Source organism: Streptomyces sp. NPDC001220 (assembly GCF_053597895.1).
Genome location: NZ_JBSFJE010000007.1, coordinates 268261 through 289291, shown reverse-complemented (window position 1 = coordinate 289291; position 21031 = coordinate 268261). Strand labels below are relative to the sequence as shown.

At 69.0% G+C, this 21031-nt stretch carries 24 protein-coding genes; 12 read left to right on the top strand and 12 right to left on the bottom strand.

Annotated features, from left to right (window positions below; translation table 11 throughout):
- Positions 1-4 precede the first annotated feature (4 nt).
- The 3 genes from ACWDGI_RS19235 to ACWDGI_RS19225 form a co-directional block, all read right to left on the bottom strand.
- Positions 5-793 (bottom strand): IclR family transcriptional regulator, encoded by a 789-nt coding sequence (locus ACWDGI_RS19235; RefSeq protein WP_450760731.1) that lies wholly within the window; start codon positions 791-793, stop codon positions 5-7.
- A gap of 211 nt (positions 794-1004) precedes the next feature.
- Positions 1005-1217 (bottom strand): DUF5326 family protein, encoded by a 213-nt coding sequence (locus ACWDGI_RS19230; protein ID WP_351695787.1) that lies wholly within the window; start codon positions 1215-1217, stop codon positions 1005-1007.
- A gap of 168 nt (positions 1218-1385) precedes the next feature.
- Positions 1386-1703: a cupin domain-containing protein gene (locus ACWDGI_RS19225; protein ID WP_450760482.1), complete on the bottom strand. Its 318-nt coding sequence runs from the start codon at positions 1701-1703 to the stop codon at positions 1386-1388.
- 60 nt (positions 1704-1763) lie between these two features.
- Here ACWDGI_RS19225 and ACWDGI_RS19220 point away from each other — a divergent pair, with 60 nt between their 5' ends.
- From ACWDGI_RS19220 to ACWDGI_RS19200, 5 genes are all read left to right on the top strand, one after another.
- Positions 1764-2141: a phage holin family protein gene (locus ACWDGI_RS19220; protein ID WP_450760480.1), complete on the top strand. Its 378-nt coding sequence runs from the start codon at positions 1764-1766 to the stop codon at positions 2139-2141.
- A gap of 7 nt (positions 2142-2148) precedes the next feature.
- On the top strand, positions 2149-2640 hold the full coding sequence (locus ACWDGI_RS19215) for a low molecular weight protein-tyrosine-phosphatase (protein ID WP_450760478.1): 492 nt from the start codon (positions 2149-2151) through the stop codon (positions 2638-2640).
- Positions 2637-3785, top strand: coding sequence for a cystathionine gamma-lyase (locus ACWDGI_RS19210; RefSeq protein WP_450760476.1), 1149 nt, complete (start codon positions 2637-2639; stop codon positions 3783-3785). The genes ACWDGI_RS19215 and ACWDGI_RS19210 overlap by 4 nt, the downstream gene beginning before the upstream one ends.
- A gap of 230 nt (positions 3786-4015) precedes the next feature.
- The gene (locus tag ACWDGI_RS19205; RefSeq protein ID WP_450760474.1) at positions 4016-4921 is read left to right on the top strand and encodes a LysR family transcriptional regulator; all 906 of its coding nucleotides are present in this window, start codon (positions 4016-4018) and stop codon (positions 4919-4921) included.
- An 86-nt stretch (positions 4922-5007) separates the two neighbouring features.
- Entirely contained in the window at positions 5008-5490 is a 483-nt protein-coding gene (locus tag ACWDGI_RS19200; protein WP_450760472.1) for an NUDIX domain-containing protein, read from the top strand.
- 4 nt (positions 5491-5494) lie between these two features.
- Here the strand turns inward: ACWDGI_RS19200 and ACWDGI_RS19195 are convergent, their stop codons facing one another.
- Both ACWDGI_RS19195 and ACWDGI_RS19190 read right to left on the bottom strand, forming a co-directional pair.
- Positions 5495-6973, bottom strand: coding sequence for a globin domain-containing protein (locus ACWDGI_RS19195; RefSeq protein ID WP_450760470.1), 1479 nt, complete (start codon positions 6971-6973; stop codon positions 5495-5497).
- Positions 6974-7257: 284 nt separating this feature from the next.
- Entirely contained in the window at positions 7258-7890 is a 633-nt protein-coding gene (locus ACWDGI_RS19190) for an HAD family hydrolase (RefSeq protein ID WP_450760468.1), read from the bottom strand.
- Positions 7891-8087: 197 nt separating this feature from the next.
- Between ACWDGI_RS19190 and ACWDGI_RS19185 the strand changes: the two genes are divergently transcribed.
- Complete coding sequence (locus ACWDGI_RS19185) at positions 8088-8954, top strand: GNAT family N-acetyltransferase (RefSeq protein ID WP_450760466.1); 867 nt, start codon at positions 8088-8090, stop codon at positions 8952-8954.
- Positions 8955-9048: 94 nt separating this feature from the next.
- Here the strand turns inward: ACWDGI_RS19185 and ACWDGI_RS19180 are convergent, their stop codons facing one another.
- Positions 9049-10257, bottom strand: coding sequence for an MFS transporter (locus ACWDGI_RS19180; RefSeq protein ID WP_450760464.1), 1209 nt, complete (start codon positions 10255-10257; stop codon positions 9049-9051).
- 140 nt (positions 10258-10397) lie between these two features.
- Here ACWDGI_RS19180 and ACWDGI_RS19175 point away from each other — a divergent pair, with 140 nt between their 5' ends.
- Both ACWDGI_RS19175 and ACWDGI_RS19170 read left to right on the top strand, forming a co-directional pair.
- Positions 10398-10856 (top strand): MarR family winged helix-turn-helix transcriptional regulator, encoded by a 459-nt coding sequence (locus ACWDGI_RS19175; protein ID WP_450760462.1) that lies wholly within the window; start codon positions 10398-10400, stop codon positions 10854-10856.
- A gap of 9 nt (positions 10857-10865) precedes the next feature.
- A complete protein-coding gene (locus ACWDGI_RS19170) occupies positions 10866-11318 on the top strand; it encodes an N-acetyltransferase family protein (RefSeq protein ID WP_450760460.1) in 453 nt (150 codons plus the stop codon).
- A gap of 68 nt (positions 11319-11386) precedes the next feature.
- On the opposite strand, the gene ACWDGI_RS19165 is transcribed toward ACWDGI_RS19170, so the two are convergent.
- Together ACWDGI_RS19165 and dnaB are read right to left on the bottom strand one after the other, a co-directional pair.
- The gene (locus tag ACWDGI_RS19165; protein WP_450760459.1) at positions 11387-12772 is read right to left on the bottom strand and encodes a serine hydrolase domain-containing protein; all 1386 of its coding nucleotides are present in this window, start codon (positions 12770-12772) and stop codon (positions 11387-11389) included.
- 55 nt (positions 12773-12827) lie between these two features.
- Positions 12828-14303: a replicative DNA helicase gene (gene dnaB, locus ACWDGI_RS19160; RefSeq protein ID WP_450760457.1), complete on the bottom strand. Its 1476-nt coding sequence runs from the start codon at positions 14301-14303 to the stop codon at positions 12828-12830.
- 460 nt (positions 14304-14763) lie between these two features.
- Here dnaB and ACWDGI_RS19155 point away from each other — a divergent pair, with 460 nt between their 5' ends.
- Positions 14764-16101: an MATE family efflux transporter gene (locus ACWDGI_RS19155; protein ID WP_450760455.1), complete on the top strand. Its 1338-nt coding sequence runs from the start codon at positions 14764-14766 to the stop codon at positions 16099-16101.
- A gap of 160 nt (positions 16102-16261) precedes the next feature.
- On the opposite strand, the gene rplI is transcribed toward ACWDGI_RS19155, so the two are convergent.
- The 4 genes from rplI to rpsF all read right to left on the bottom strand — a co-directional run bounded on the left by rplI (position 16262) and on the right by rpsF (position 17970).
- Positions 16262-16708: a 50S ribosomal protein L9 gene (gene rplI, locus ACWDGI_RS19150; RefSeq protein ID WP_351934107.1), complete on the bottom strand. Its 447-nt coding sequence runs from the start codon at positions 16706-16708 to the stop codon at positions 16262-16264.
- 18 nt (positions 16709-16726) lie between these two features.
- Positions 16727-16963, bottom strand: coding sequence for a 30S ribosomal protein S18 (gene rpsR, locus ACWDGI_RS19145; RefSeq protein ID WP_006381652.1), 237 nt, complete (start codon positions 16961-16963; stop codon positions 16727-16729).
- Positions 16964-17011: 48 nt separating this feature from the next.
- Complete coding sequence (locus ACWDGI_RS19140) at positions 17012-17605, bottom strand: single-stranded DNA-binding protein (RefSeq protein ID WP_360480843.1); 594 nt, start codon at positions 17603-17605, stop codon at positions 17012-17014.
- A 74-nt stretch (positions 17606-17679) separates the two neighbouring features.
- On the bottom strand, positions 17680-17970 hold the full coding sequence (rpsF, locus tag ACWDGI_RS19135; RefSeq protein ID WP_005482942.1) for a 30S ribosomal protein S6: 291 nt from the start codon (positions 17968-17970) through the stop codon (positions 17680-17682).
- 266 nt (positions 17971-18236) lie between these two features.
- Here rpsF and ACWDGI_RS19130 point away from each other — a divergent pair, with 266 nt between their 5' ends.
- The 3 genes from ACWDGI_RS19130 (at position 18237) to ACWDGI_RS19120 (ending at position 20924) form a co-directional block, all read left to right on the top strand.
- Positions 18237-18539 (top strand): hypothetical protein, encoded by a 303-nt coding sequence (locus ACWDGI_RS19130; protein ID WP_450760452.1) that lies wholly within the window; start codon positions 18237-18239, stop codon positions 18537-18539.
- A 165-nt stretch (positions 18540-18704) separates the two neighbouring features.
- Positions 18705-19826: a peptidoglycan bridge formation glycyltransferase FemX gene (femX, locus tag ACWDGI_RS19125; protein ID WP_450760450.1), complete on the top strand. Its 1122-nt coding sequence runs from the start codon at positions 18705-18707 to the stop codon at positions 19824-19826.
- 66 nt (positions 19827-19892) lie between these two features.
- Positions 19893-20924, top strand: a complete 1032-nt coding sequence (locus tag ACWDGI_RS19120) for an alanine racemase (RefSeq protein WP_450760448.1) — start codon at positions 19893-19895, stop codon at positions 20922-20924.
- Positions 20925-21031: the final 107 nt, after the last annotated feature.

The window sequence follows — 21031 nt, the reverse complement described above, 5'->3', positions numbered from 1 at the left end:
GTTTTCAGATACTGATAGCGATCGCCAGGGATCCCAGGTGCCGACCCACCTCCGCCTGCAACTGGCGTGCGGCGGGCAGTAGCCGGTCGGCCTGGTGGAGGGGCAGGGAGATGGCCACCGTGGCCGCCGTGGTGCCGACGGTGATGGGGATCGCCGCGCACACCGTGCCCAGTGCGTATTCCTGGCGCTCCACCACCGGCTCCATTCGCCGCGTCCGCTCCAGCCGCCGCAGCAGGGCATGGCTGTCGCGGACCGTGTACGGGGTGAGGGCCTGCAGGGGGTAGCGGTCGAGATGGTCACGGCGGCCGTTCTCGTCCAGCTGGAAGAGCAGACACTGGCCGATGGCGTGCGCGTGCGCGGTCTCGCGGAAGTCGGCCCACTCCTCGACCGCCGGAGTGCCCGGGGAGTCGGAGACGCACACGACCTCGATCTCGCCGTCCCGGTACATGGCGTAGTACACCGGCGCACCGATCGAATCCCGCCAGTGGGCGAGGGTGTCGACCACCACGCTGCGACGTTTCTGCTGCGCCCCGCTGCTGCTCAGCCGCTCCGCGGCCTCACCGAGGAAGAACAGCCCCTTGTCACGGCGCAGATAGCCCTCGTGGACCAGGGTGCGCAGCAGGTGGTAGGCGGTGGGCAGCGCGAGGCCGGTCTCGCGGGCCAGTTGTTTGGCGGGGGCGCCGTGTTCGTGTCCGGCGACGCACTCCAGCAGGCGCATCGCACGCTGCACTGAGCCGATGAGGGTGGCCGAGTGCGGCTGTGCGGGATCGGACGGGGTGGCCGGCCGTTGCACGGGGGGTGTGCCGGACCGGCGCTGGGTGGGGGGTGGTGGAAGTTCCGTGGGTGCGGAGGTGGCGTCAAGCGTGGCCAAGGGTCACTCCCGGAGCGCGAGGGGGTCAGCGACTCTAACCGTCCGCCACCGCTCCTGGTCGGCCCGTGCGGGAAACTTCCCTCCCCCGAGGGAACAGGCGATTCCTGTTACCGGTCGCCGATTCCCACGGTCCTCACCAGTCGCTCTTCGACGAGGAGTTCGACATGAACTTCCGCACGATGTAGATCAGTCCGCCGACCAGCGCCACGAAGATCAGCAACTTGAACAGCAGGTAGGCCAGGAAACCGACGATGGAGCCGATCAGGCCACCGAACACCACCAGCGCGATGACCGGCACCGCGATCCACTTCACCCACCACGGCAGACCCGTGAAGATCTCTCGCATTGCCCTGCCCTCTGCTTTCCCGTGCGCTTCGGCACGTACGGTCGGTCTCGTGCGCGCCGCACGATGCGATGTCCTGCACTCGATGCTAGAGCCGCGAGGGGGCCGTCCGGGGGCCCCTGATCCCTTGTCCTCCCCTGACCCTTCCCCTAGGGAACCCCGAGGGGGAGGTCAGGCCTCGGGGGGAGAGAAGACGACCAGAACCCTCAGATCCTCGCTGATGTGATGGAACTTGTGGGCCACTCCGGCCGGCACGTACACCACACTGCCCCGGGCCACCTGCGTGGTCTCCAGGCCGACGGTGATCGCGGCGCGGCCGCTGACGACGAAGTAGACCTCGTCCTGGTTGTGCGGCTTCTGCGGGTCCCGCTCGCCCGCGTCCAGGGCGTAGAGGCCGACCGACATGTTCCGCTCCCGCAGAAACTGCAGGTAGGCCCCGTCGTTGGCGGCGCGTTCCGCCTCCAGTTCGTCCAGCCGGAATGCCTTCATCGCCGTTGTCCGCCCTCGCCCCACTGCTCGTATCTGATCTCGTCTGCCACGATCAGACACATGAAGAATTTCGTAGTCAAGACGATCGTTAACGCGGGCGCCCTGGCCGTCGCCGTGTGGCTGCTCGACAAGATCACCCTGACCGGTGACAGCACCACCAAGAAGGTCTGGACGCTGATCCTGGTCGCCCTGGTCTTCGGCGTGGTGAACTTCCTGGTCAAGCCGATCGTGAAGATCCTGACCTTCCCGTTGTTCATCCTCACGCTCGGCCTGATCACCCTGGTGGTCAACGCGCTGATGCTGCTGCTGACGTCGTGGGTGTGCGACAAGCTCGACCTGAGTTTCCACGTGCAGGGGTTCTGGACGGCCGTCCTGGGCGGTCTGATCATCTCGATCGTGTCGTGGGCCCTGAACATGATCCTTCCCGACACGGACTGAGCACCCGATGGCCTACCGCGTCTGCTTCGTCTGCACCGGCAACATCTGCCGGTCCCCGATGGCCGAATCCGTCTTCCGTGCCCGCATAGCCGAGGCCGGGCTCGACGACCGTGTCGAGGTCGACAGCGCCGGCACCGGCGGCTGGCACGAGGGCGACGGCGCCGACCCGCGCACCGTCCGCGTCCTCCGAGAACACGGCTACGACGGCGACCACACCGCCCGCCAATTCCAGGCGTCCTGGTTCGACCGCCTCGACCTGGTGATCGCCCTCGACTCCGGCCACCTCAAGGCCCTGCGCCGCCTCGCCCCCACCACGGAGGACGCCCACAAGGTGCACCTGCTGCGCTCCTACGACCCCGATGCCGCCGACGACCTCGACGTACCGGACCCCTACTACGGCGGTCCGGACGGCTTCGAGGAGTGTCTTGAGATGGTGGAGGCGGCGAGCCAGGGCCTGCTCGCCGCGGTACGCGACGAAGTGGAAGGAACGGCGGCATGACCGATTCCAGCTCCGACTCCGGCCTCGTGACGGGCGAGGGCACGCGCGCGGTGCGCGCGGGACTGCCCGAGCCGGTCAAGAACGAACCGACCCTGCCCGGACCGGTGTTCGCCGCCCATTTCCATCTGCCGGGCGAGGTCAGCGGGCCGTACGCCTACGGCCGTGACGAGAACCCGACCTGGACCCATCTGGAGCGCGCCATCGGCGAGCTGGAGGCGCCCGGCGAGGACGTCGAGACGCTGGTGTTCGCCTCCGGCTTGGCGGCCGTCTCGGCCGTGCTCTTCTCCCAGCTGCGCGCCGGCGACGCGGTCGTGCTGCCGTCCGACGGCTACCAGGTACTGCCCCTGGTCCGCGCCCAGCTGGAGGCCTACGGCATCGAGGTGCGCACCGCGCCGACCGCCGACGACGCCCAGCTCGACGTTCTGGACGGGGCGAAGCTGCTGCTGATCGAGTCACCGTGCAACCCCGGGCTCGACGTGTGCGACATCCGGCGGCTCGCCGAGGCGGCACACGCGCGTGGCGCCCTCGTCGCCGTCGACAACACGCTCGCCACCCCGCTCGGCCAGCGGCCGCTGGCACTGGGCGCCGACTTCTCCGTGGCCAGCGGCACCAAGCAGCTCACCGGACACGGGGACGTCCTGCTGGGGTACGTCGCCGGGCGCGACACGGAGGACATGGCCGCCGTACGCCGGTGGCGCAAGATCATCGGTGCGATCGCCGGGCCCATGGAGGCCTGGCTGGCCCATCGCTCGCTGGCCACCCTCCAGTTGCGGGTGGACCGGCAGAACGCCACCGCCCTGGTGGTCGCGGAGGCGCTCCGGCGTCGGCCGGACGTGACCGGGCTGCGCTACCCGGGACTGCCCGACGACCCCGCGCACAAGACCGCCTCGCAGCAGATGAGGCGCTACGGCTCGGTGATCTCCTTCACGCTGCCCACGCGCGCGCGTGCCGAGCGTTTTCTGGCATCCCTGCGGCTGGTCGACGACGCGACGAGTTTCGGCGGGGTGCGCTCCACGGCCGAGCGGCGGCGACGCTGGGGCGGGGACGACGTCCCGGAGGGCTTCATTCGGCTGTCGGTCGGGGCCGAGGACCCCGAAGATCTGGTGGCCGATGTGCTCCGCGCGCTCGACGAGTCGGATCGGTGACCGGATTACGGACGCCCGCGCCGACCCGACTACGCATAACGGACGGTCCGAGCCTCCCCCCTCGTGGCTCGGACCGTCCCGGCTCTCGCGCGCCAAGAACCGCGCGACCAAGGCTAGTTGACTCTGCGTCAGTGTCCAATCACTGTAGGGACAGAGACCTATCGACTTATTTATAGTTGGGGACCTGCCCCGAGGGCCGGCGAGGGGCAGGGCGAAAAGAAGGGTGAACGATGGACCTGGCCTTGCTACGGACCTTCGTGACCGTGCACCGGGCCGGCTCCTTCACCCGCGCCGCGGCCCTGCTCGGGCTCTCGCAGCCGGCCGTGACCTCCCAGATCCGCACTCTGGAAAGACAGCTGGGTCGTCCGCTCTTCCTGCGGCAGGCCCGTGGGGTGACCCCGACGACCATCGGCGACGAACTCGCCCACAAGGCCGCCCCGCACCTCGACGCGCTCGTGGAGATAGCGGAACGCGGCCTCGACGACGACTCCTCGGTACGTACCCTGCATCTCGCCGGCCCGCCCGAGTTCACCGCCGAGCGAGCGCTGCCCGCCCTTTCGGAGCTCGCCGGCGACGACGGCCAGGGATTCGCGCTGCGCGCCTCCTTCGGCAACGCCGAGGAGACCCTGGAGGGGCTGTCCGCCGGGCACCACGACCTGGCGATCAGTACGGCCCGGCCGCGTGGCGCCCTGCTCACCGCCACCGCTCTCTGCGACGAGGAGCACGTACTGGTCGCCGCTCCCCGCTGGGCCGAGGAGATCGGCACCGGGACGGTACGCGACAAGGGTGCTCCGGTCCTGGAGAACCTGCCCGTCGTCGAGGTCCACGAGTCGCTGCCCTTCGTCTCGCGCTACTGGGGCTCCGTCTTCGACGCCCTGCCGGCCGCCTCCGGCACGGTCGTCGTGCCCGACCTACGTGCCGTCCTCGCCTGCGCGGTCGCGGGCGCGGGCCTCGCCGTACTGCCCCGCTATCTGTGTACGGCCGCCCTGGACCGCGGCGAGGTCATGGCGCTGCACGAGCCCGCGGTACCCCCGCTGCGGACCTACTTCCTGGTGGTACGGACCGGCACACTCGCCATGCCGCACGTGGCACGGGCACACGAGTGGCTCCACCACGCGGCTGTGGACTGGGGCTGAGCTCATCAGGCGGGGTTGACGGGATACAGCCGTACGGCGGGGCTTCGCGATGTTTCACGTGGAACCAGCTGGGCCACATTTCTCCCATGACCGTCCGACCCGTGGTCAAGCGCACCGCACGCGCCGTTCTCCTGGACGGCGACGACCTGATCCTGATCAAACGCACCAAGCCAGGTGTCGATCCCTACTGGGTCACTCCCGGTGGCGGGGTCGAACCAGAGGACACCACTGTCGTCGACGCCCTGCACCGCGAGGTGCACGAGGAGCTCGGCGCCAAGATCACCGATGTGGTGCCCTGCTTCGTGGACACCGTGGAACACATCGGCGAGAGCGGCAGCACCACCGGTGTGAAGGTGCAGCACTTCTTCGTCTGCCGGCTGGAGTCCATGGACCCCGCCCTGCGGCACGGCCCCGAAGTCGAGGAGCCGGCCGGCGAGTACGAGATCGTTCGCGTTCCCTTCACCCGTGTCGGGATCGCCTCCGTACACCTCGTGCCGCTCTCCCTTCGGCACTACCTGGACGGGAACATCGAGGGCGTGCGGGCCATGCACGCCCCCGACCTGGGGTGACGGATCAGTCACCGACCACGACCAGCTCCTCGACCGAGTCGTGCCTGATGCGGCGCGCCGGGATGCCGACGTCCCGCAGGGCGTGCACACCGTTGCGGATCATGCCGGGCGGTCCCGAGAGATAGGCGTCGTACTCGCTCCAGGGACCGTAGGCGCGGATGGCGTCGGGGAGCTGGAGATGCGCCTGCTGGTCGACGACCGCGCGGACCGAGAGCCAGGGATGGCTCTGCTGGAGCCGGAGCAGGGTGTCGATGTCGTACAGGTCGTGGTCGGTACGGGCGCCGTAGAACACCTCGACCGGGCGGCGTGCGCCGCGCTCGGCGATGTCCTCCACCAGCGCCCTGATGGGGGCGATGCCGGTGCCGCCGCCCAGACAGAGCAGCCCGTTGTCCTTGGAGTGGTCGACGGTCATCGAGCCGACCGCAGGACCGAGACGGACGACGTCGCCGGGGCGGGCACGGTGCACCAGCGCGTTGGAGACCCAGCCCGCCGGAACGGCCTTCACATGGAACGTCAGCAGCCCGTCCGAGCGAGGGGCGGAGGCGAAGGAGTAGTGCCGCCAGACCCGCGGCCACCAAGGCGTCTCCATGCTCGCGTACTGCCCCGCGAGGAAGGGGTACGGCTGGTCCGGGCGGACCGTGAGCACCGCGACGTCCGCGGTCCTGAGGTCGTGGGCGACGACCTGCGCATGCCACCAGGCCGGTGCGCGCAGTTCGTCCACCGACGCCGCGTCGATCATCACCTGGGACATCGTCGTGTACGCCCGCACCCAGGCCGCCTCCGTCTCCGGGTCCCAGATGCCCGAGGCGTACTTGCTCAACGCGCCGATGAGGCACTCGCCGACCGCCGGGTAGTGCTCCGGGCGGGTGCCGTACTTGCGGTGGCCGCGGCCCAGGTTCTGGAGGTACTCGACCAGGACGGGCGTGTTGTCGATGTGCTCGGCCGCGGTGAGCAGTGCCTTCAGCAGCCGGTCCCGCTGGGTGTCCATGGCGGCCGGGAACAGTGATCGCAGTTCGGGATGGCGCACGAAGAGCAGGGCGTAGAAGTACGAGGTGACCTTGTCGGCTATCGGACCGACCTCGGCCATGGTGCCGCGGATGCGCATCGCGTCCGGGGAGGCGTCCGTACTCGGCTGTGCGGCGCGCTGTGGCGGGACGCGCTGTTCGAACGCGGGGGGCACCGGCTGTCCGGCCGTGGGGGTGTGGGGCCGGGAGGCCGCGTGCTGCCCGGCGGGGGGAGCCTGGGCGGGGTTCTGGAGGCGGGCGGGCTCCTCCGGCGGCCGTATTCGCTCCCGGGCCTCTCCGGACGCGGGAGGGCGGCTCTGGGGCGTTTCCCGCCCTTCACCCGGCGCCGCGACCGGATGTTCCGCGGCGGGCTCGACCGGGGTGTTGCTGGGGGACGTGAACCAGCTGCTTCCGCCGGCCCCGTCGTTGCCCGCCGACGTGGTGGTCGGAGCATCCATGGTGTGCCTCGCCTCGAACATCTTTCGGTCGGTCTGCGCACTTCACTCGGAAGGTGCTTGTGTTCCCCCGTTGACGGCTGGCTTTTCCCGGTCCGGCCTGTGGCCGACACGGCCACATTGAACCCGCGCTTCCTCCGCGTACGGACAAGTAAGGCGAAAGTGTGACACGGACCGCAGTCACTCCCGGCGGGGCGTCTCATCCCGGACGGGAACCGGAGTCGACCCTACCGGCCGTCGCTCTGCACACAAGTCCCCCCTGTCTCCCCCACCAATCCAACAACGGGCGAACCACAAGGTCCCTTCAACTACCTGACGCCACGAGCCAATTCATAGGCATCCCATAGATCCCGGCCCGTGTAGGAGTACGTCGCGAGACCGGCGAGATGTCCGTCCGCGTTGACCGCCACGGACACCGGAACCACGGCGAACAACTCCCTGTCCGACACCGAATCCCCGTAGGCGACACAGTCCGCCCGGCCGACCCCGAACTCCTCGCACAGGCGGTCCGCGATGGTCACCTTGGCCGCCGGATCAAGGATGCCCGCCGGATCCACCGGCTCGACGAAGGGCACCGCCGGGAAGCGCGAGCCGAAGGCAGCATGGGCTCCCCAGTCCAGTAGGCGCTCCACGAAGAACGAGGGCGAGAGCGAGACCACGGCGCAATACTCGCCGGCTGCCCTGATCTCGGCCCAGACATCCCGGATACGAGCCAGCCAAGGTGCTGCGTCGAATGCCGCGGTCACATGCGCGTCGGTCAGCTCGGCCCAGAGGGAGTACACGCGCGCCGCGTACTCCGACGGGGCTATCCGCCCTGCTGAAATCGCCCGGTCAAGCTCCACCGTCTGCGCTTCCAAGCCGAGTTGACGGGAGATCTCGACGGGGGCGGAGGTGCCGTGCAGCAATGTGCCGTCGAGATCGAAGAGATGAAGTCGCGCCATGGCTCCGAGGCTAGTGGGAAGGGATCACCGCTCGCCGGGGAGGTCTCGGGCAGCGGCGAGCGAAGGGGCGATGTTTCACGTGAAACGTCCCCCGTCTGTCCGGGGGCTGTGATCGGGGCTACGGCATGGCCAAAAGAGCGTGCGTCTACCTGGAAACAGGTGGACGCCACGGGTGCCGGTCGGAAAGCCTGACCTGCGTGCCCACGCCTTCCGTCGCCTCACTGCCCATTCGCCGACTGACGCCACGCGATCTCACCGCCTGCGCCGACTTGTCCGAGGATCGGGGGTGGCCGCGCGAGGAACACAAGTGGCGCCTGCTCCTCACAGCCGGAAAGGGATACGGCATCGACGACCCCGGCGGAGGCCTGGTCGCCGCCTGCGTCATCACGGAGTACGGCTCGGGGGAACGCCCGGATCTCGGCGCGATCGGCATGGTCCTGGTCGCCGCACGACATGCCCGTCAGGGTGTCGGGCGCCGGCTGATGCGCCACCTGGTCTCAGCGATGGGGACGACTCCCCTGACGCTGTACGCGACGCCGTACGGCCGTCCGCTCTACGAGGAACTGGGGTTCAAGACAACGGGGCGCTCGGAGATGCTGACCGGACCCTTCACTCCGGGCGGCCCCGAGCTTCGGGTGGCGACACGGGCGGCCGCGGCCGAGGACCTCGGTTCCATCCTGCGGCTGGACGAGGAGGCGTTCGGTACCGACCGCACGCCTCTCATCGCCCGCCTGCCCGCGTTCTCGGACCAGCTGCGGGTGGCCGTGGACGGCGGCCAGGTCGTCGGCTATGCGGCCGCGTGGCCCAACATGGACACCCATGTAGTCGGGCCGCTGATCGCCCGCGACACGGAGACGGCGAAGTCCCTCATCGCCTCGCTCGCCGCCCACACCGACCGCCCGCTCCGCACCGACATCGACGTCCGGCACGAGGAACTGCTGGCATGGGCGAAGGAGCGCGGGCTGGCCTCCGTCGCCATGAACTCCGTGATGACCTACGGCATCACGGAGCTGCCGGGAGACTGGACGCGGCGGTTCGCGCCACTGACGGTGGCGGCGGGCTGAGGATCCACCGGTACGGCGAACGCCGGCCACCGGGCTGGACGGCGTCGACGAGGTCGGTCGGTGTCGGACCCGCGACCGCGGCCTTGCGGCCGTCTCAGTGGTGGACCGACTCCCGCTGCGCTACGGGCATACCGCCGGCGGCCCCGGCACTCGGGGCGCTGTCACGGCGCTCCAGCGCGGCCGAGAGGAAGGCGAGGAGCAGGGCGGCCGCGGCGAGGGCGGCGCCGACCCAGTTGGGGGAGGTATAGCCGAAGCCCGCGGCGATCACGATGCCGCCGAGCCAGGCGGACAGGGCATTGCCGAGATTGAAGGCGCCGATGTTCACGGCCGAGGCCAGAGTGGGGGCGCCGTGCGCCTGGTCGAGGACGCGCTTCTGCAGCGGTGGGACGGTCGCGAAGCCCAGGGCGCCGATCAGGGCGACGGTCACGGCGGCCGCGATCTTGTGGTGCGCGGTGACCGTGAAGAGGGCGAGGACGACGGCCAGGGCGCCCAGCGACACGTACAGCATGGGCATCAGGGCGCGGTCGGCGAACTTGCCGCCGACCAGGTTGCCGCCGACCATGCCGAGGCCGAACAGGACCAGCAGCCAGGTGACGGAGCCGTCGGCGAAGCCGGCGACATGGGTCATCATCGGTGCGATGTAGGTGATGGCCGCGAAGACCCCGCCGAAACCGAGCACGGTCATCGCCATGGCGAGCAGGACCTGGGTGTTCTTGAACGCGGCCAGCTCGTGCCGCAGGCGCACCCCTTCCGGCTTGGGCAGCTCGGGTACCAGCTTGGCAATGCCGGCCAGGCCGACGACGCCGAGGGCGGCGACGATGCCGAAGGTGACACGCCAGCCGACGTGCTGTCCCACCAGGGTGCCGAGCGGGACGCCGACGACGTTGGCGACGGTGAGGCCGGTGAACATCATCGCGATGGCGCCGGCCTTCTTGCTCGGGGCGACCAGCTCGGCCGCCACGACCGAGCCGATGCCGAAGAAAGCGCCATGGGCGAGGGAGGCGACCACACGGCCGATCAGCATGACGGCGAAGGAAGGGGCGACGGCGGACAGCAGATTGCCCGCGATGAACAAGCCCATCAGCAGCATCAGCATCCGTTTGCGCGGGACCTTGGTGCCCAGGACGGTCATCAGCGGGGCGCCCGTCACCACACCGAGCGCGTAGCCGGTCACCAGCAGGCCTGCGGTGGGGATGGAGACCCCGAAATCACCCGCGACCTCGGGCAGCAAGCCCATGATCACGAACTCGGTCGTTCCGATTCCGAAGGCCCCGATCGCGAGGGCCAGAAGCGCGAGAGGCATGGGGGACACCTTCCCAGACGATTGCAGGTGCGCTTAGCGTGCGTTCACATTAATTGCATACGCGGGCTATTTGCAACCGCTGGATATTGCGAACCTGCTCTATCCTGGTGTCAGCCGCTCCGGGACGGAGGATCACGCCAATGACAGCGACAGACCCCGCGCTCACCGCCCTTGCCCAGGGCTGGTGCGCTCTCTCCCTGCTCCACGGGAGGATCGAGGCGCACATCGAGCGCGCCCTCCAGGGGAAGCACGACCTGAGCGTGCGCGAATACTCCCTGCTGGATGTCCTCAGCCGACAGCACGACGACGAAGGGGGCCACCTGCAGATGAAGCAGGTCGCCGACGCCGTCGTCCTCAGCCAGAGCGCCACCACCCGGCTGGTGACCCGCCTCGAAGACCGGGGCCTCCTGGAGCGCTACCTCTGCCCGACCGACCGACGCGGCATCTACACGAACGTCACCGAGGCGGGGCTGCGGCTGCTCGAAGAGGCTCGCCCCACCAATGACACCGCACTGCGCGAGGCACTGGACGAGGCGGCCAGGAACCCGGAGCTGGCTCCCCTGGTGCGGGTCGTGGAATCGCTGAACGCGCCCGCATAGGCTGCGGGCATGGGAGATCTTGACATACGTGCCGCGGTCGCCGACGACATCCCGGCCATCGTCGGCATGCTCGCCGACGACCCGCTGGGCGCCCGGCGGGAATCGCCGGACGACCTGACGCCCTATCTCGGCGCCCTGGAGCGGCTCAGCGCCGACCCCAACCAGCAGCTGGTGGTCGCCGTACGTGAGGGCCGGGTCGTCGGCACGCTCCAGTTGACGATCATCCCCGGGCTGTCGAGGCGCGGCGCCACCCGGTCGATCATCGAGGCCGTACGCATCCACGCGGACGAGCGTGGCAGCGGGCTGGGCACCCGGTTCATCGAGTGGGCGATCGAGGAATCCCGCCGTCAGGGCTGCCAGTTGGTCCAGCTGACCTCGGACGCGTCACGCACCGACGCCCACCGCTTCTATGAGCGGCTCGGTTTCACCGGCTCGCACGTCGGCTTCAAGCTCGAGATCTGACCATCAGGCGCTGATGCTGCACCCGTTCCGGGGGTGGTGTTTCACGTGAAACACCACCCCCGGCTCGTCTAGCCGATCCCCCGCCACCCCTCGGGGTCCACTCCACCGGGGACAGGAGCCGTCTCCTCGTACGGCTGACGCGTGAAGACGAACGAACCGAGGTCCAGGTGGCTCACAGCGCCGTCCGGCCGCCGTACGGGCCGTAGAAGCTCTCCGGCGTAGTAGCCCTCAAGGCCGGTCCAGGTGCCGTCACCGTTGGCCCGGAAGCGCGCACGGCGGCCGGTACCCGACAGCGGCCCCAGCGAGACCAGTCCGTCGGCCGTCACCCGCAGCGCGAAGGGGTGCGTACCCCAGTACCACTGGCCCGCCAACTCCAGAACGGACGGCTCGACCCGAGCCAGGGGCCGCCATGGCTCGGGAATGCGCGGCTCGGCGTCCGCGACGATGCGGACGAGGTCGGCGCCGACGGCGGACAGCAGCGGGCCCGAGGTGCAGTTCGCGAGCACCACGGCCGCCACGTCCTCGTCCACGCTGAGGGTGAGACTGGCCAGAAAACCGGGCAGCGAGCCGGAGTGCCCGATCAGCAGCCGGCCGTCGCGGCGCTGGACCTGAAGACCGAGTCCGTAGGTGGCGCCGTCCAGCACATCGGCGGGCTCGGCAGGAGCCGCCGGAATGCGCATCTCCCGTACGGACTCCGTGCTCAGGACCCGGTCGTCGCCGGCCGCCAGGAACACGGCGAAGCGGGCCAGGTCATCGGTCGTCGACCAGAGCTGTCCTGCCGGCGCCATTCGGCCGAGATCCTCCAGCGGCTCCGGGAGCATCGCGTCGGCCCAGGGATGCACCGCCCAGCCGCCCGCGTGCGGCGCCCGCGGTTGGGCGCTCGTGCGGTCGAGGCCCAGCGGTTCGAGCACCTCCCGCCGGAGCACCTCCTCCCAGGGGGCACCGCGGAGTTCCTCGACCAGGGCGCCGAGCAGGGTGTAGCCGGGGTTGGAGTAGTGGTGCCGACGGCCGACGGGGTGCAGGAGGGGCTGTTCGCCGAGGACATCACTGAGCTCCGGGCGCAGCGAGCCCGGAGTGCGCTCCCACCAGGGTGCGGGCGACTCGGCCGCCAACCCGCCCGTGTGCGCGAGGAGTTCGGCGATCGTCGCCTCCCCCGCGCCGGTACCCGGCAGATGCTTCTCCAGTGGATCGCCGAGATCGAGCAGCCCTTCGTCGCGCAGCCGGAGCACCAGAACGGCCGTGAACGTCTTGGTGATCGAGCCGATCCGGTACTGCACGTTCTCGTCAGGCCCGTGCCCGTCCACCGAGGTCCGTGCCCCGTGCCAGACGGCGCGCCCGCCGCGCACGACGGCAGCCACCAGCGACGGCGCCCGCCCCTCGGACTGGGCGACCGCGATCCGGTGCAGCAGCGCCCGCCGGGTGGCGGGCAGCAGCTCTTCCTGAAATGTCGTCATGCGCCCAGTCCACCCGGTGGACGGACCTGCGTCGAGTTCATTTGCGTGGTGTGGATCAGGTCTGCGCCATGTCCACGAAGCGGGAGTAGTGACCCTGGAAGGCCACGGTGATCGTCGCGGTCGGGCCGTTTCGGTGCTTGCCGACGATGATGTCCGCCTCGCCCGCGCGCGGTGACTCCTTCTCGTAGGCGTCCTCGCGGTGGAGCAGGATGACCATGTCGGCGTCCTGCTCGATGGAGCCGGACTCACGAAGGTCGGAGACCATCGGCTTCTTGTCCGTGCGCTGCTCGGGACCACGGTTCAGCTGCGAGAGGGCGATCACCGGGACCTCCAGCTCCTTGGCCAGCAGCTTGAGGTTTCGGGACATGTCCGAGACCTCCTGCTGACGGCTCTCGGAGCGCTTGGACCCGGACTGCATCAGCTGCAGATAGTCGATGATCACGAGCTTGATGTCGTTGCGCTGCTTGAGCCGTCGGCACTTGGCGCGGATCTCCATCATCGACAGGTTCGGGGAGTCGTCGATGTAGAGCGGGGCGGCCGAGACGTCCGGCATCCTCCGGGCGAGCCGGGTCCAGTCCTCGTCGGTCATCGTGCCGGAGCGCATGTGGTGCAGGGCGACCCGGGCCTCGGCGGACAGCAGACGCATCGCGATCTCGTTGCGGCCCATTTCGAGGGAGAAGATGACGCTGGGCAGGTTGTTCTTGATCGACGCGGCCCGGGCGAAGTCCAGCGCGAGGGTGGACTTACCCATGGCGGGTCGGGCGGCGATGACGATCATCTGGCCCGGGTGCAGGCCGTTGGTGAGCGAGTCCAGGTCCGTGAAGCCGGTGGGCACACCGGTCATCTCCCCGGTGCGGGAGCCGATCGCCTCGATCTCGTCGAGGGCGCCCTCCATGATGTCGCCGAGCGGCAGGTAGTCCTCGCTGGTCCGCTGCTCGGTGACCGCGTAGATCTCCGCCTGGGCGCTGTTGACGATCTCGTCGACGTCGCCGTCGGCCGCGTATCCCATCTGGGTGATGCGTGTCCCGGCCTCGACAAGACGGCGCAGCACGGCCCGCTCGTGGACGATCTCCGCGTAGTACTCGGCGTTCGCCGCCGTCGGCACCGTCTGGACGAGGGTGTGCAGATAGGCGGCCCCGCCGACCTTGTTGATCTCGCCGCGCTTGGTGAGCTCGGCGGCGATGGTGATGGGGTCGGCCGGCTCGCCCTTGGCATAGATGTCGAGGATCGCCTGGTAGATCGTCTCGTGGGCGGGCTTGTAGAAGTCGTGGCCCTTGAGGATCTCGACGACATCGGCGATGGCGTCCTTGGACAGCAGCATGCCGCCGAGCACGGACTGCTCGGCGTCGAGGTCCTGCGGGGGGACCCGCTCGAAGGTGGTACCTCCGCCGTCCCACTCGCCGCTGTCCCGGCCCCGGTCGTGCCGGTCGTCCCGGCCTCGGCCGCCCTCGCCGCGTCCACGGGAGGCGGGCAGACGATCACTGGGACCGGCCTCGGCCCACGGATCGTCCAAAGGCTCGGAAATGCTCACCGAGCCACCTCCTCCCGTCCGCCCGGCGGACCTCGCCGTGGCCTCATTTCTACGGCACGGCACTGACAAACCAAGGCGCCCCATTCCGGTTCTGGGCACGTCGGTTTTGTGAGGTTTCCGAGGCCATAAGGAGGAGTGCGCGCCGGACCACGGTAGGCCCGCGGGCACCGTCAGCCAATCTGGTTATCCACAGGCCATGTGGACGACGGCCCGTATGCTGTGGAGAACCCACCAAAACCTGTGCACGACGCGGTGGACAGCCCTGTGAACAAGCCCTCGATCTCTCTCTGCAGTCGCCTCTGACCTGCATCTTTGCCGTCCACCGGCTGTGCAGAAGAAAAACTTTCCCAGTCGGATCAAGATCGCTTCGAACGATGCGCGAAAGCATGGCCCGCACAGGCTTCGGTAAGGGTCAGCGAGCAATTGCATCTCTTACCTGTGGACGATTACATTAGCGCCCATGTCACAGGCTCCCGCGATCCCCGAGGCCACCCGACGGCGGCACGACCGAGAGATCCTCGCACTGGCAGTCCCGGCCTTCGGCGCACTCGTCGCCGAGCCGCTTTTCGTCATGGCCGACAGCGCGATCGTCGGCCATCTCGGCACCGCACAGCTCGCCGGTCTCGGCGTCGCCTCGGCGCTCCTCACCACCGCCGTGAGCGTCTTCGTCTTTCTCGCCTACGCCACCACGGCGGCCGTCGCCCGCAGGGTCGGAGCCGGCGATCTCCAGGAAGCCATCCGCCAGGGCATGGACGGTATCTGGCTGGCGCTGCTGCTCGGTGCCGGCGTCATCGCCGTCACTCTGCCGCTGGCACCCGGCATCGTGGACCTCTTCGGAGCCTCGGCCACCGCGGCACCCTACGCGACGACCTACCTCAGGATCTCCTCACTGGGTATCCCGGCCATGCTGATGGTGCTCGCCGCCACCGGCGTCCTGCGCGGCCTCCAGGACACCCGAACCCCGTTGTACGTCGCCGTCGCGGGCTTCGTCGCCAACGCCGGCCTGAACGCCGGACTCGTCTACGGCGCCGGACTGGGTATCGCAGGCTCTGCCTGGGGCACCGTCATCGCCCAGTGCGGGATGGCGGCCGTCTATCTGACCGTCGTCGTACGGGGAGCCCGGAGGCACGGAGCGTCCCTTCGCCCTGACGCCGCCGGGATACGAGCCTCGGCACAGGCCGGCGCGCCTCTGCTCGTCCGGACGCTCTCGCTGCGAGCCATCCTCATGATCGCCACGGCCGTGGCCGCCCGGCTGGGCGATGCCGACATCGCCGCCCACCAGATCGTGCTGTCGCTGTGGAGCCTGCTGGCCTTCGCCCTGGACGCGATAGCGATCGCCGGGCAGGCCATCATCGGCCGCTATCTCGGGGCGGGGGACACCGCCGGCGCTCGTGAGGCCTGCCGACGCATGGTCCAGTGGGGCATCGCCACCGGGGTCATCCTGGGCCTGCTGGTGGTGGCTGCCCGACCGCTCTTCCTGCCGGTGTTCACCAGCGACCCCACCGTGAAGGACATCGCACTGCCCGCGCTGCTCATCGTGGCGGTCTCCCAGCCGATCTCCGGTGTGGTCTTCGTCCTCGACGGCGTTCTGATGGGCGCAGGAGACGGGCCGTATCTCGCCGGGGCCATGGTCGTGACCCTCGGAGTCTTCACCCCGGTGGCGCTCCTGGTCCCCGCCCTCGGCGGCGGGCTCACGGCGCTCTGGGGAGCCATGACCCTGATGATGGCCACGCGGATGCTGACCCTCTGGCTGCGTACCCGCTCGGGCCGCTGGATCGTGACCGGCGCAACGCGCTGACCGTCACCGACCCCCGGCTGTTTCACGTGAAACGTGAAACAGCGCGAGCCGCCACGTTTCACGTGAAACACCCGTCGCACCGCCGCGTCGTCGGCAGACCAAAGGGGCCGCACCCTCACGGGTACGGCCCCTTCAGCTACTGCTCAGTCCGAGCGTGGCCTCAGGCCGCGACGACCTCGATGTTGACCTTGGCGGCAACCTCGGGGTGCAGACGCACGAACGTCTCGTGGGCGCCCAGCGTCTTGATCGGCGAGCCCAGCTCGATGCGGCGCTTGTCGACCTCGGGGCCACCGGAAGCCTTGATCGCCGAGGCGACGTCGGCCGGGGTGACGGAACCGAAGAGACGACCGGCGTCGCCGGAGCGGACGGCCAGACGGACCTTGACGCCCTCGAGCTGGGCCTTCACGGAGTTGGCCTGCTCGATGGTCTGGATCTCGTGGATCTTGCGAGCACGACGGATCTGCTCGACGTCCTTCTCGCCACCCTTGGTCCAGCGGATAGCGAACTTCCGCGGGATCAGGTAGTTGCGAGCGTAGCCGTCCTTGACGTCGACGACGTCGCCGGCGGCACCGAGGCCAGAGACCTCGTGGGTGAGGATGATCTTCATGTGTCGGTCACCCTTCCCTTATCGCGCGGTGGACGTGTAGGGCAGCAGCGCCATCTCACGGCTGTTCTTGACTGCCGTGGCGACGTCACGCTGGTGCTGCGTGCAGTTGCCGGTCACGCGGCGGGCACGGATCTTGCCGCGGTCGGAAATGAACTTCCGCAGCATGTTCGTGTCCTTGTAGTCCACGTACTGGACCTTGTCCTTGCAGAACGCGCAGACCTTCTTCTTAGGCTTGCGCACAGGCGGCTTCGCCATGGTGTTTCTCCTGTGTGATCAAGAAGTGGGGATGCGAGCCCGTTGCCCTTAGAAGGGGGGCTCGTCCGAGTAGCCGCCGCCACCGCCGCTGCCGCCGGAGCCGCCGCCCCAACCGCCGCCACCCTGGTTGCCGCCACCGGCGGGAGCGCCGGAGGCCCAGGGGTCGTCGTTGGGAGCGCCGCCCTGCTGGCCGCCGCCGGAGCCGCCGCCCCAGCTGCCGCCACCCTGGCCGCCACCGCCGCCGAAACCGCCACCCTGGCCACCGCGGCCGCCACCACCGGCGGTCTTGGTGACCTTGGCCGTGGCGCTCCGCAGGCTGGCGCCGACTTCCTCGACGTCCAGCTCGTAGACCGTGCGCTTGACACCCTCACGGTCCTCGTAGGACCGCTGCTTCAGCCGGCCCTGCACGATGACGCGCATGCCTCGCTGGAGCGACTCGGCGACGTTCTCCGCCGCCTGACGCCAGACCGAGCAGGTCAGAAAGAGGCTTTCGCCGTCCTTCCACTCGTTCGTCTGGCGGTCGAAGGTGCGGGGAGTGGACGCGACGCGGAACTTCGCGACCGCCGCACCGGACGGGGTGAAGCGCAGCTCGGGGTCATCGACAAGATTGCCGACGACCGTGATGACGGTCTCGCCTGCCATGGGGGAACCTCTCGGCGGGTTTGCTGCTGGCTGCTTGCTGCTACTCGAAACCCGAGATCAGCTGAGCTGGGAGCTCAGTGGGTCTCGGGACGGAGGACCTTGGTCCGGAGGACCGACTCGTTCAGGTTCATCTGGCGGTCGAGCTCCTTCACGACCGCAGGCTCGGCCTGCAGGTCGATGACCGAGTAGATGCCCTCGGGCTTCTTCTTGATCTCGTACGAGAGACGACGACGGCCCCAGGTGTCGACCTTCTCCACCTTGCCGTTGCCCTCGCGGACGACGGAGAGGAAGTTCTCGATCAGGGGGGCGACAGCGCGCTCCTCCAGATCGGGGTCGAGGATGACCATCACCTCGTAGTGACGCATGTGGAACCCACCTCCTTTGGACTCAGCGGCCACGGTCGTTCCGTGGCAGGAGGGTTGTGATGCGTACGCAACGGTATCGGCCGCCACTGACATGCGGGGGGCTTCCCTCGGGAACCCCAGCCGCGGGCCTGGGCAGACACCGGTGCAGACGGTACAGACTACCCGCACACCTGCTTCCGGTTGAAATCCGACCGCCGGGCCCCTCAATCTGTACCCATCGGGTGTGTACGGCGCTACGATGCGCCGCCTTCCGCAGGAGGTGCCCTATGGCACAGGCATTGCGACCCAACACCGCCGGTTCCCTGTTCGCCACCGACGGCAAGACCCATCCGCTCCAGGACTCCCTGATGGCCGTGACGCTGGCGCTCGGACTGATCGCCTTCATCACGTCGTTCTTCCACAGCCTGCACCTGCTCAGCTCCTGGACCGGTCTGATCGGCATCTGCACCGGCCTGTTCGGGCAGTGGGTCTCGATCACCACGCGCGAGCGCTTCGGTCTGATCCTGGGTCTCGGTGCCGCGGGCATCGGCTTCTTCATCGGTATGGCACACGGCGGCCTGTTCGGATAGGCCTCCGAACCCCTCCGTACCACCGCGCGACGCCCCGGCCGCACCGGAGCCGGGGCGTAGGTGGTGTACGCCCAGTCAGGCCGCGAGCAAGGCGCAGTAGGCTTCGGCGCGAGAGCCGGAGCCCCTGTACCCATGGGGACACACCAGCCCGAGGAGCGCCCCGACATGAGCCTGACCCTGCGGACCATCAGCCGCGAACAGCATCTGGCATACATCCAGAGCCTGCCGGCGGCCAGCCACATGCAGGTCCCGGCCTGGGCAGATGTCAAGGCGGAGTGGCGTTCGGAGAACCTCGGCTGGTTCGACGACCGCACCGGCGAGATGGTCGGCGCGGGCCTGGTGCTGTACCGCCAGCTGCCCAAGATCAAGCGCTACCTCGCGTACCTCCCCGAGGGCCCGGTCATCAACTGGTTCGCGCCGAATCTCGACGAGTGGATCCAGCCGATGCTGGCCCACCTCAAGCAGCAGGGCGCGTTCTCCGTGAAGATGGGCCCGCCGGTGATCATCCGGCGCTGGGAAGCCAACTCCATCAAGGCCGGCATCCAGAACCCGGACGTGAAGCGCCTGCGCGACATCGAGGCCGACTTCATCGAACCGCGCGCCTTCGAGGTGGCCGACAAGCTGCGCCGCATGGGCTGGCAGCAGGGCGAGGACGGCGGCGCCGGCTTCGGTGACGTGCAGCCGCGCTACGTCTACCAGGTGCCGCTGGCGAACCGTTCCCTGGAAGAGGTCCACAAGAACTTCAACCAGCTGTGGCGGCGCAACATCAAGAAGGCCGAGAAGGCCGGCGTCGAGGTCGTCCAGGGCGGCTACCAGGACCTCGAGGAGTGGCAGCGGCTGTACGAGATCACGGCCGTGCGCGACCACTTCCGGCCGCGCCCGCTGTCGTACTTCCAGCGCATGTGGACGGCCCTCAACACCGAGGACCCCAACCGGATGCGGCTCTACTTCGCCCAGCACAACGGGGTGAACCTGTCCGCGGCGACCATGCTGATCGTCGGCGGACACGTCTGGTACTCCTACGGTGCCTCCGACAACATCGGCCGCGAGGTGCGCCCGTCCAACGCCATGCAGTGGCGGATGCTGCGCGACGCCTACGCGCTCGGCGCCACCGTCTACGACCTGCGTGGCATCTCGGACTCGCTGGACGAGACGGATCACCTCTTCGGCCTCATCCAGTTCAAGGTGGGCACCGGCGGCCAGGCCGCCGAATACCTCGGCGAATGGGACTTCCCGCTGAACAAGCTGCTCCACAAGGCGCTCGACATCTACATGTCGCGCCGCTGACGTCACGCTCCGTGCTTCTATAGCCCTGACACACCCCAGCCATCCAGAAAGGTCCCAGGTCCGGCCATGGCGCTCACGCTCTACGTCGACACCGCGCGCTGGCGGGCGCACCACAAGCACGTGCAGGAGCAGTTCCCGGGCCTCGTCCCGGTCTGCAAGGGCAACGGCTACGGCTTCGGGCACGAACGCCTGGCGGAAGAGGCCACGCGTCTGGGCTCGGACGTCCTCGCCGTCGGTACGACGTACGAGGCCGCGCGCATCAAGGACTGGTTCGGCGGCGACCTGCTGGTGCTGACGCCGTACCGGCGCGGCGAGGAGCCCGTTCCGCTGCCCGACCGGGTCATCCGCTCGGTCTCGTCGATCGACGGCGTGTACGGGCTGGTGGGCGCGCGCGTGGTCATCGAGGTGATGTCCACGATGAAGCGGCACGGCATCAGCGAGCAGGACCTGCCGCAGCTGCACTCGGCCATAGAGAACGTCCGGCTGGAGGGCTTCGCCATCCATCTGCCGCTGGACCGCACCGACGGATCGGACGCCGTCGAGGAGGTCATCGGCTGGATGGACCGGCTGCGCGCAGCCAGGCTGCCGCTGCACACGATGTTCGTCAGCCACCTCAAGGCCGACGAACTCGCCCGGCTCCAGCAGCAGTTCCCGCAGACCCGGTTCAGGGCCCGGATCGGCACCCGGCTGTGGCTGGGGGACCACGACGCCACCGAGTACCGCGGGGCGGTCCTGGACGTCACCCGCGTCGCCAAGGGCGACCGGTTCGGCTACCGGCAGCAGAAGGCGGCCTCGGACGGCTATCTGGTGGTCGTGGCGGGCGGTACGTCGCACGGGGTGGGCCTGGAGGCCCCGAAGGCCCTGCACGGCGTCATGCCGCGCGCCAAGGGCGTCGCACGGGCCGGCCTGGCCACGGTGAACCGGAACCTTTCGCCGTTCGTCTGGGGCGGCAAGCAGCGCTGGTTCGCAGAGCCGCCGCACATGCAGGTGTCGATCCTGTTCGTGCCGACGGACGCTCCGGAGCCGAAGGTGGGCGAGGAGCTGGTGGCCCATCTGCGGCACACCACCACTCAGTTCGACCGCATCGTGGACCGCTGACGGGTTCTCAGGACGCCGAAAGGGCCGTACACGGGGTTCCGTGTACGGCCCTTTCCTTCTGCCTGGGCGGTTCGCTCACCCCTGGCTGTTCGCTCTACCAGGGCTGT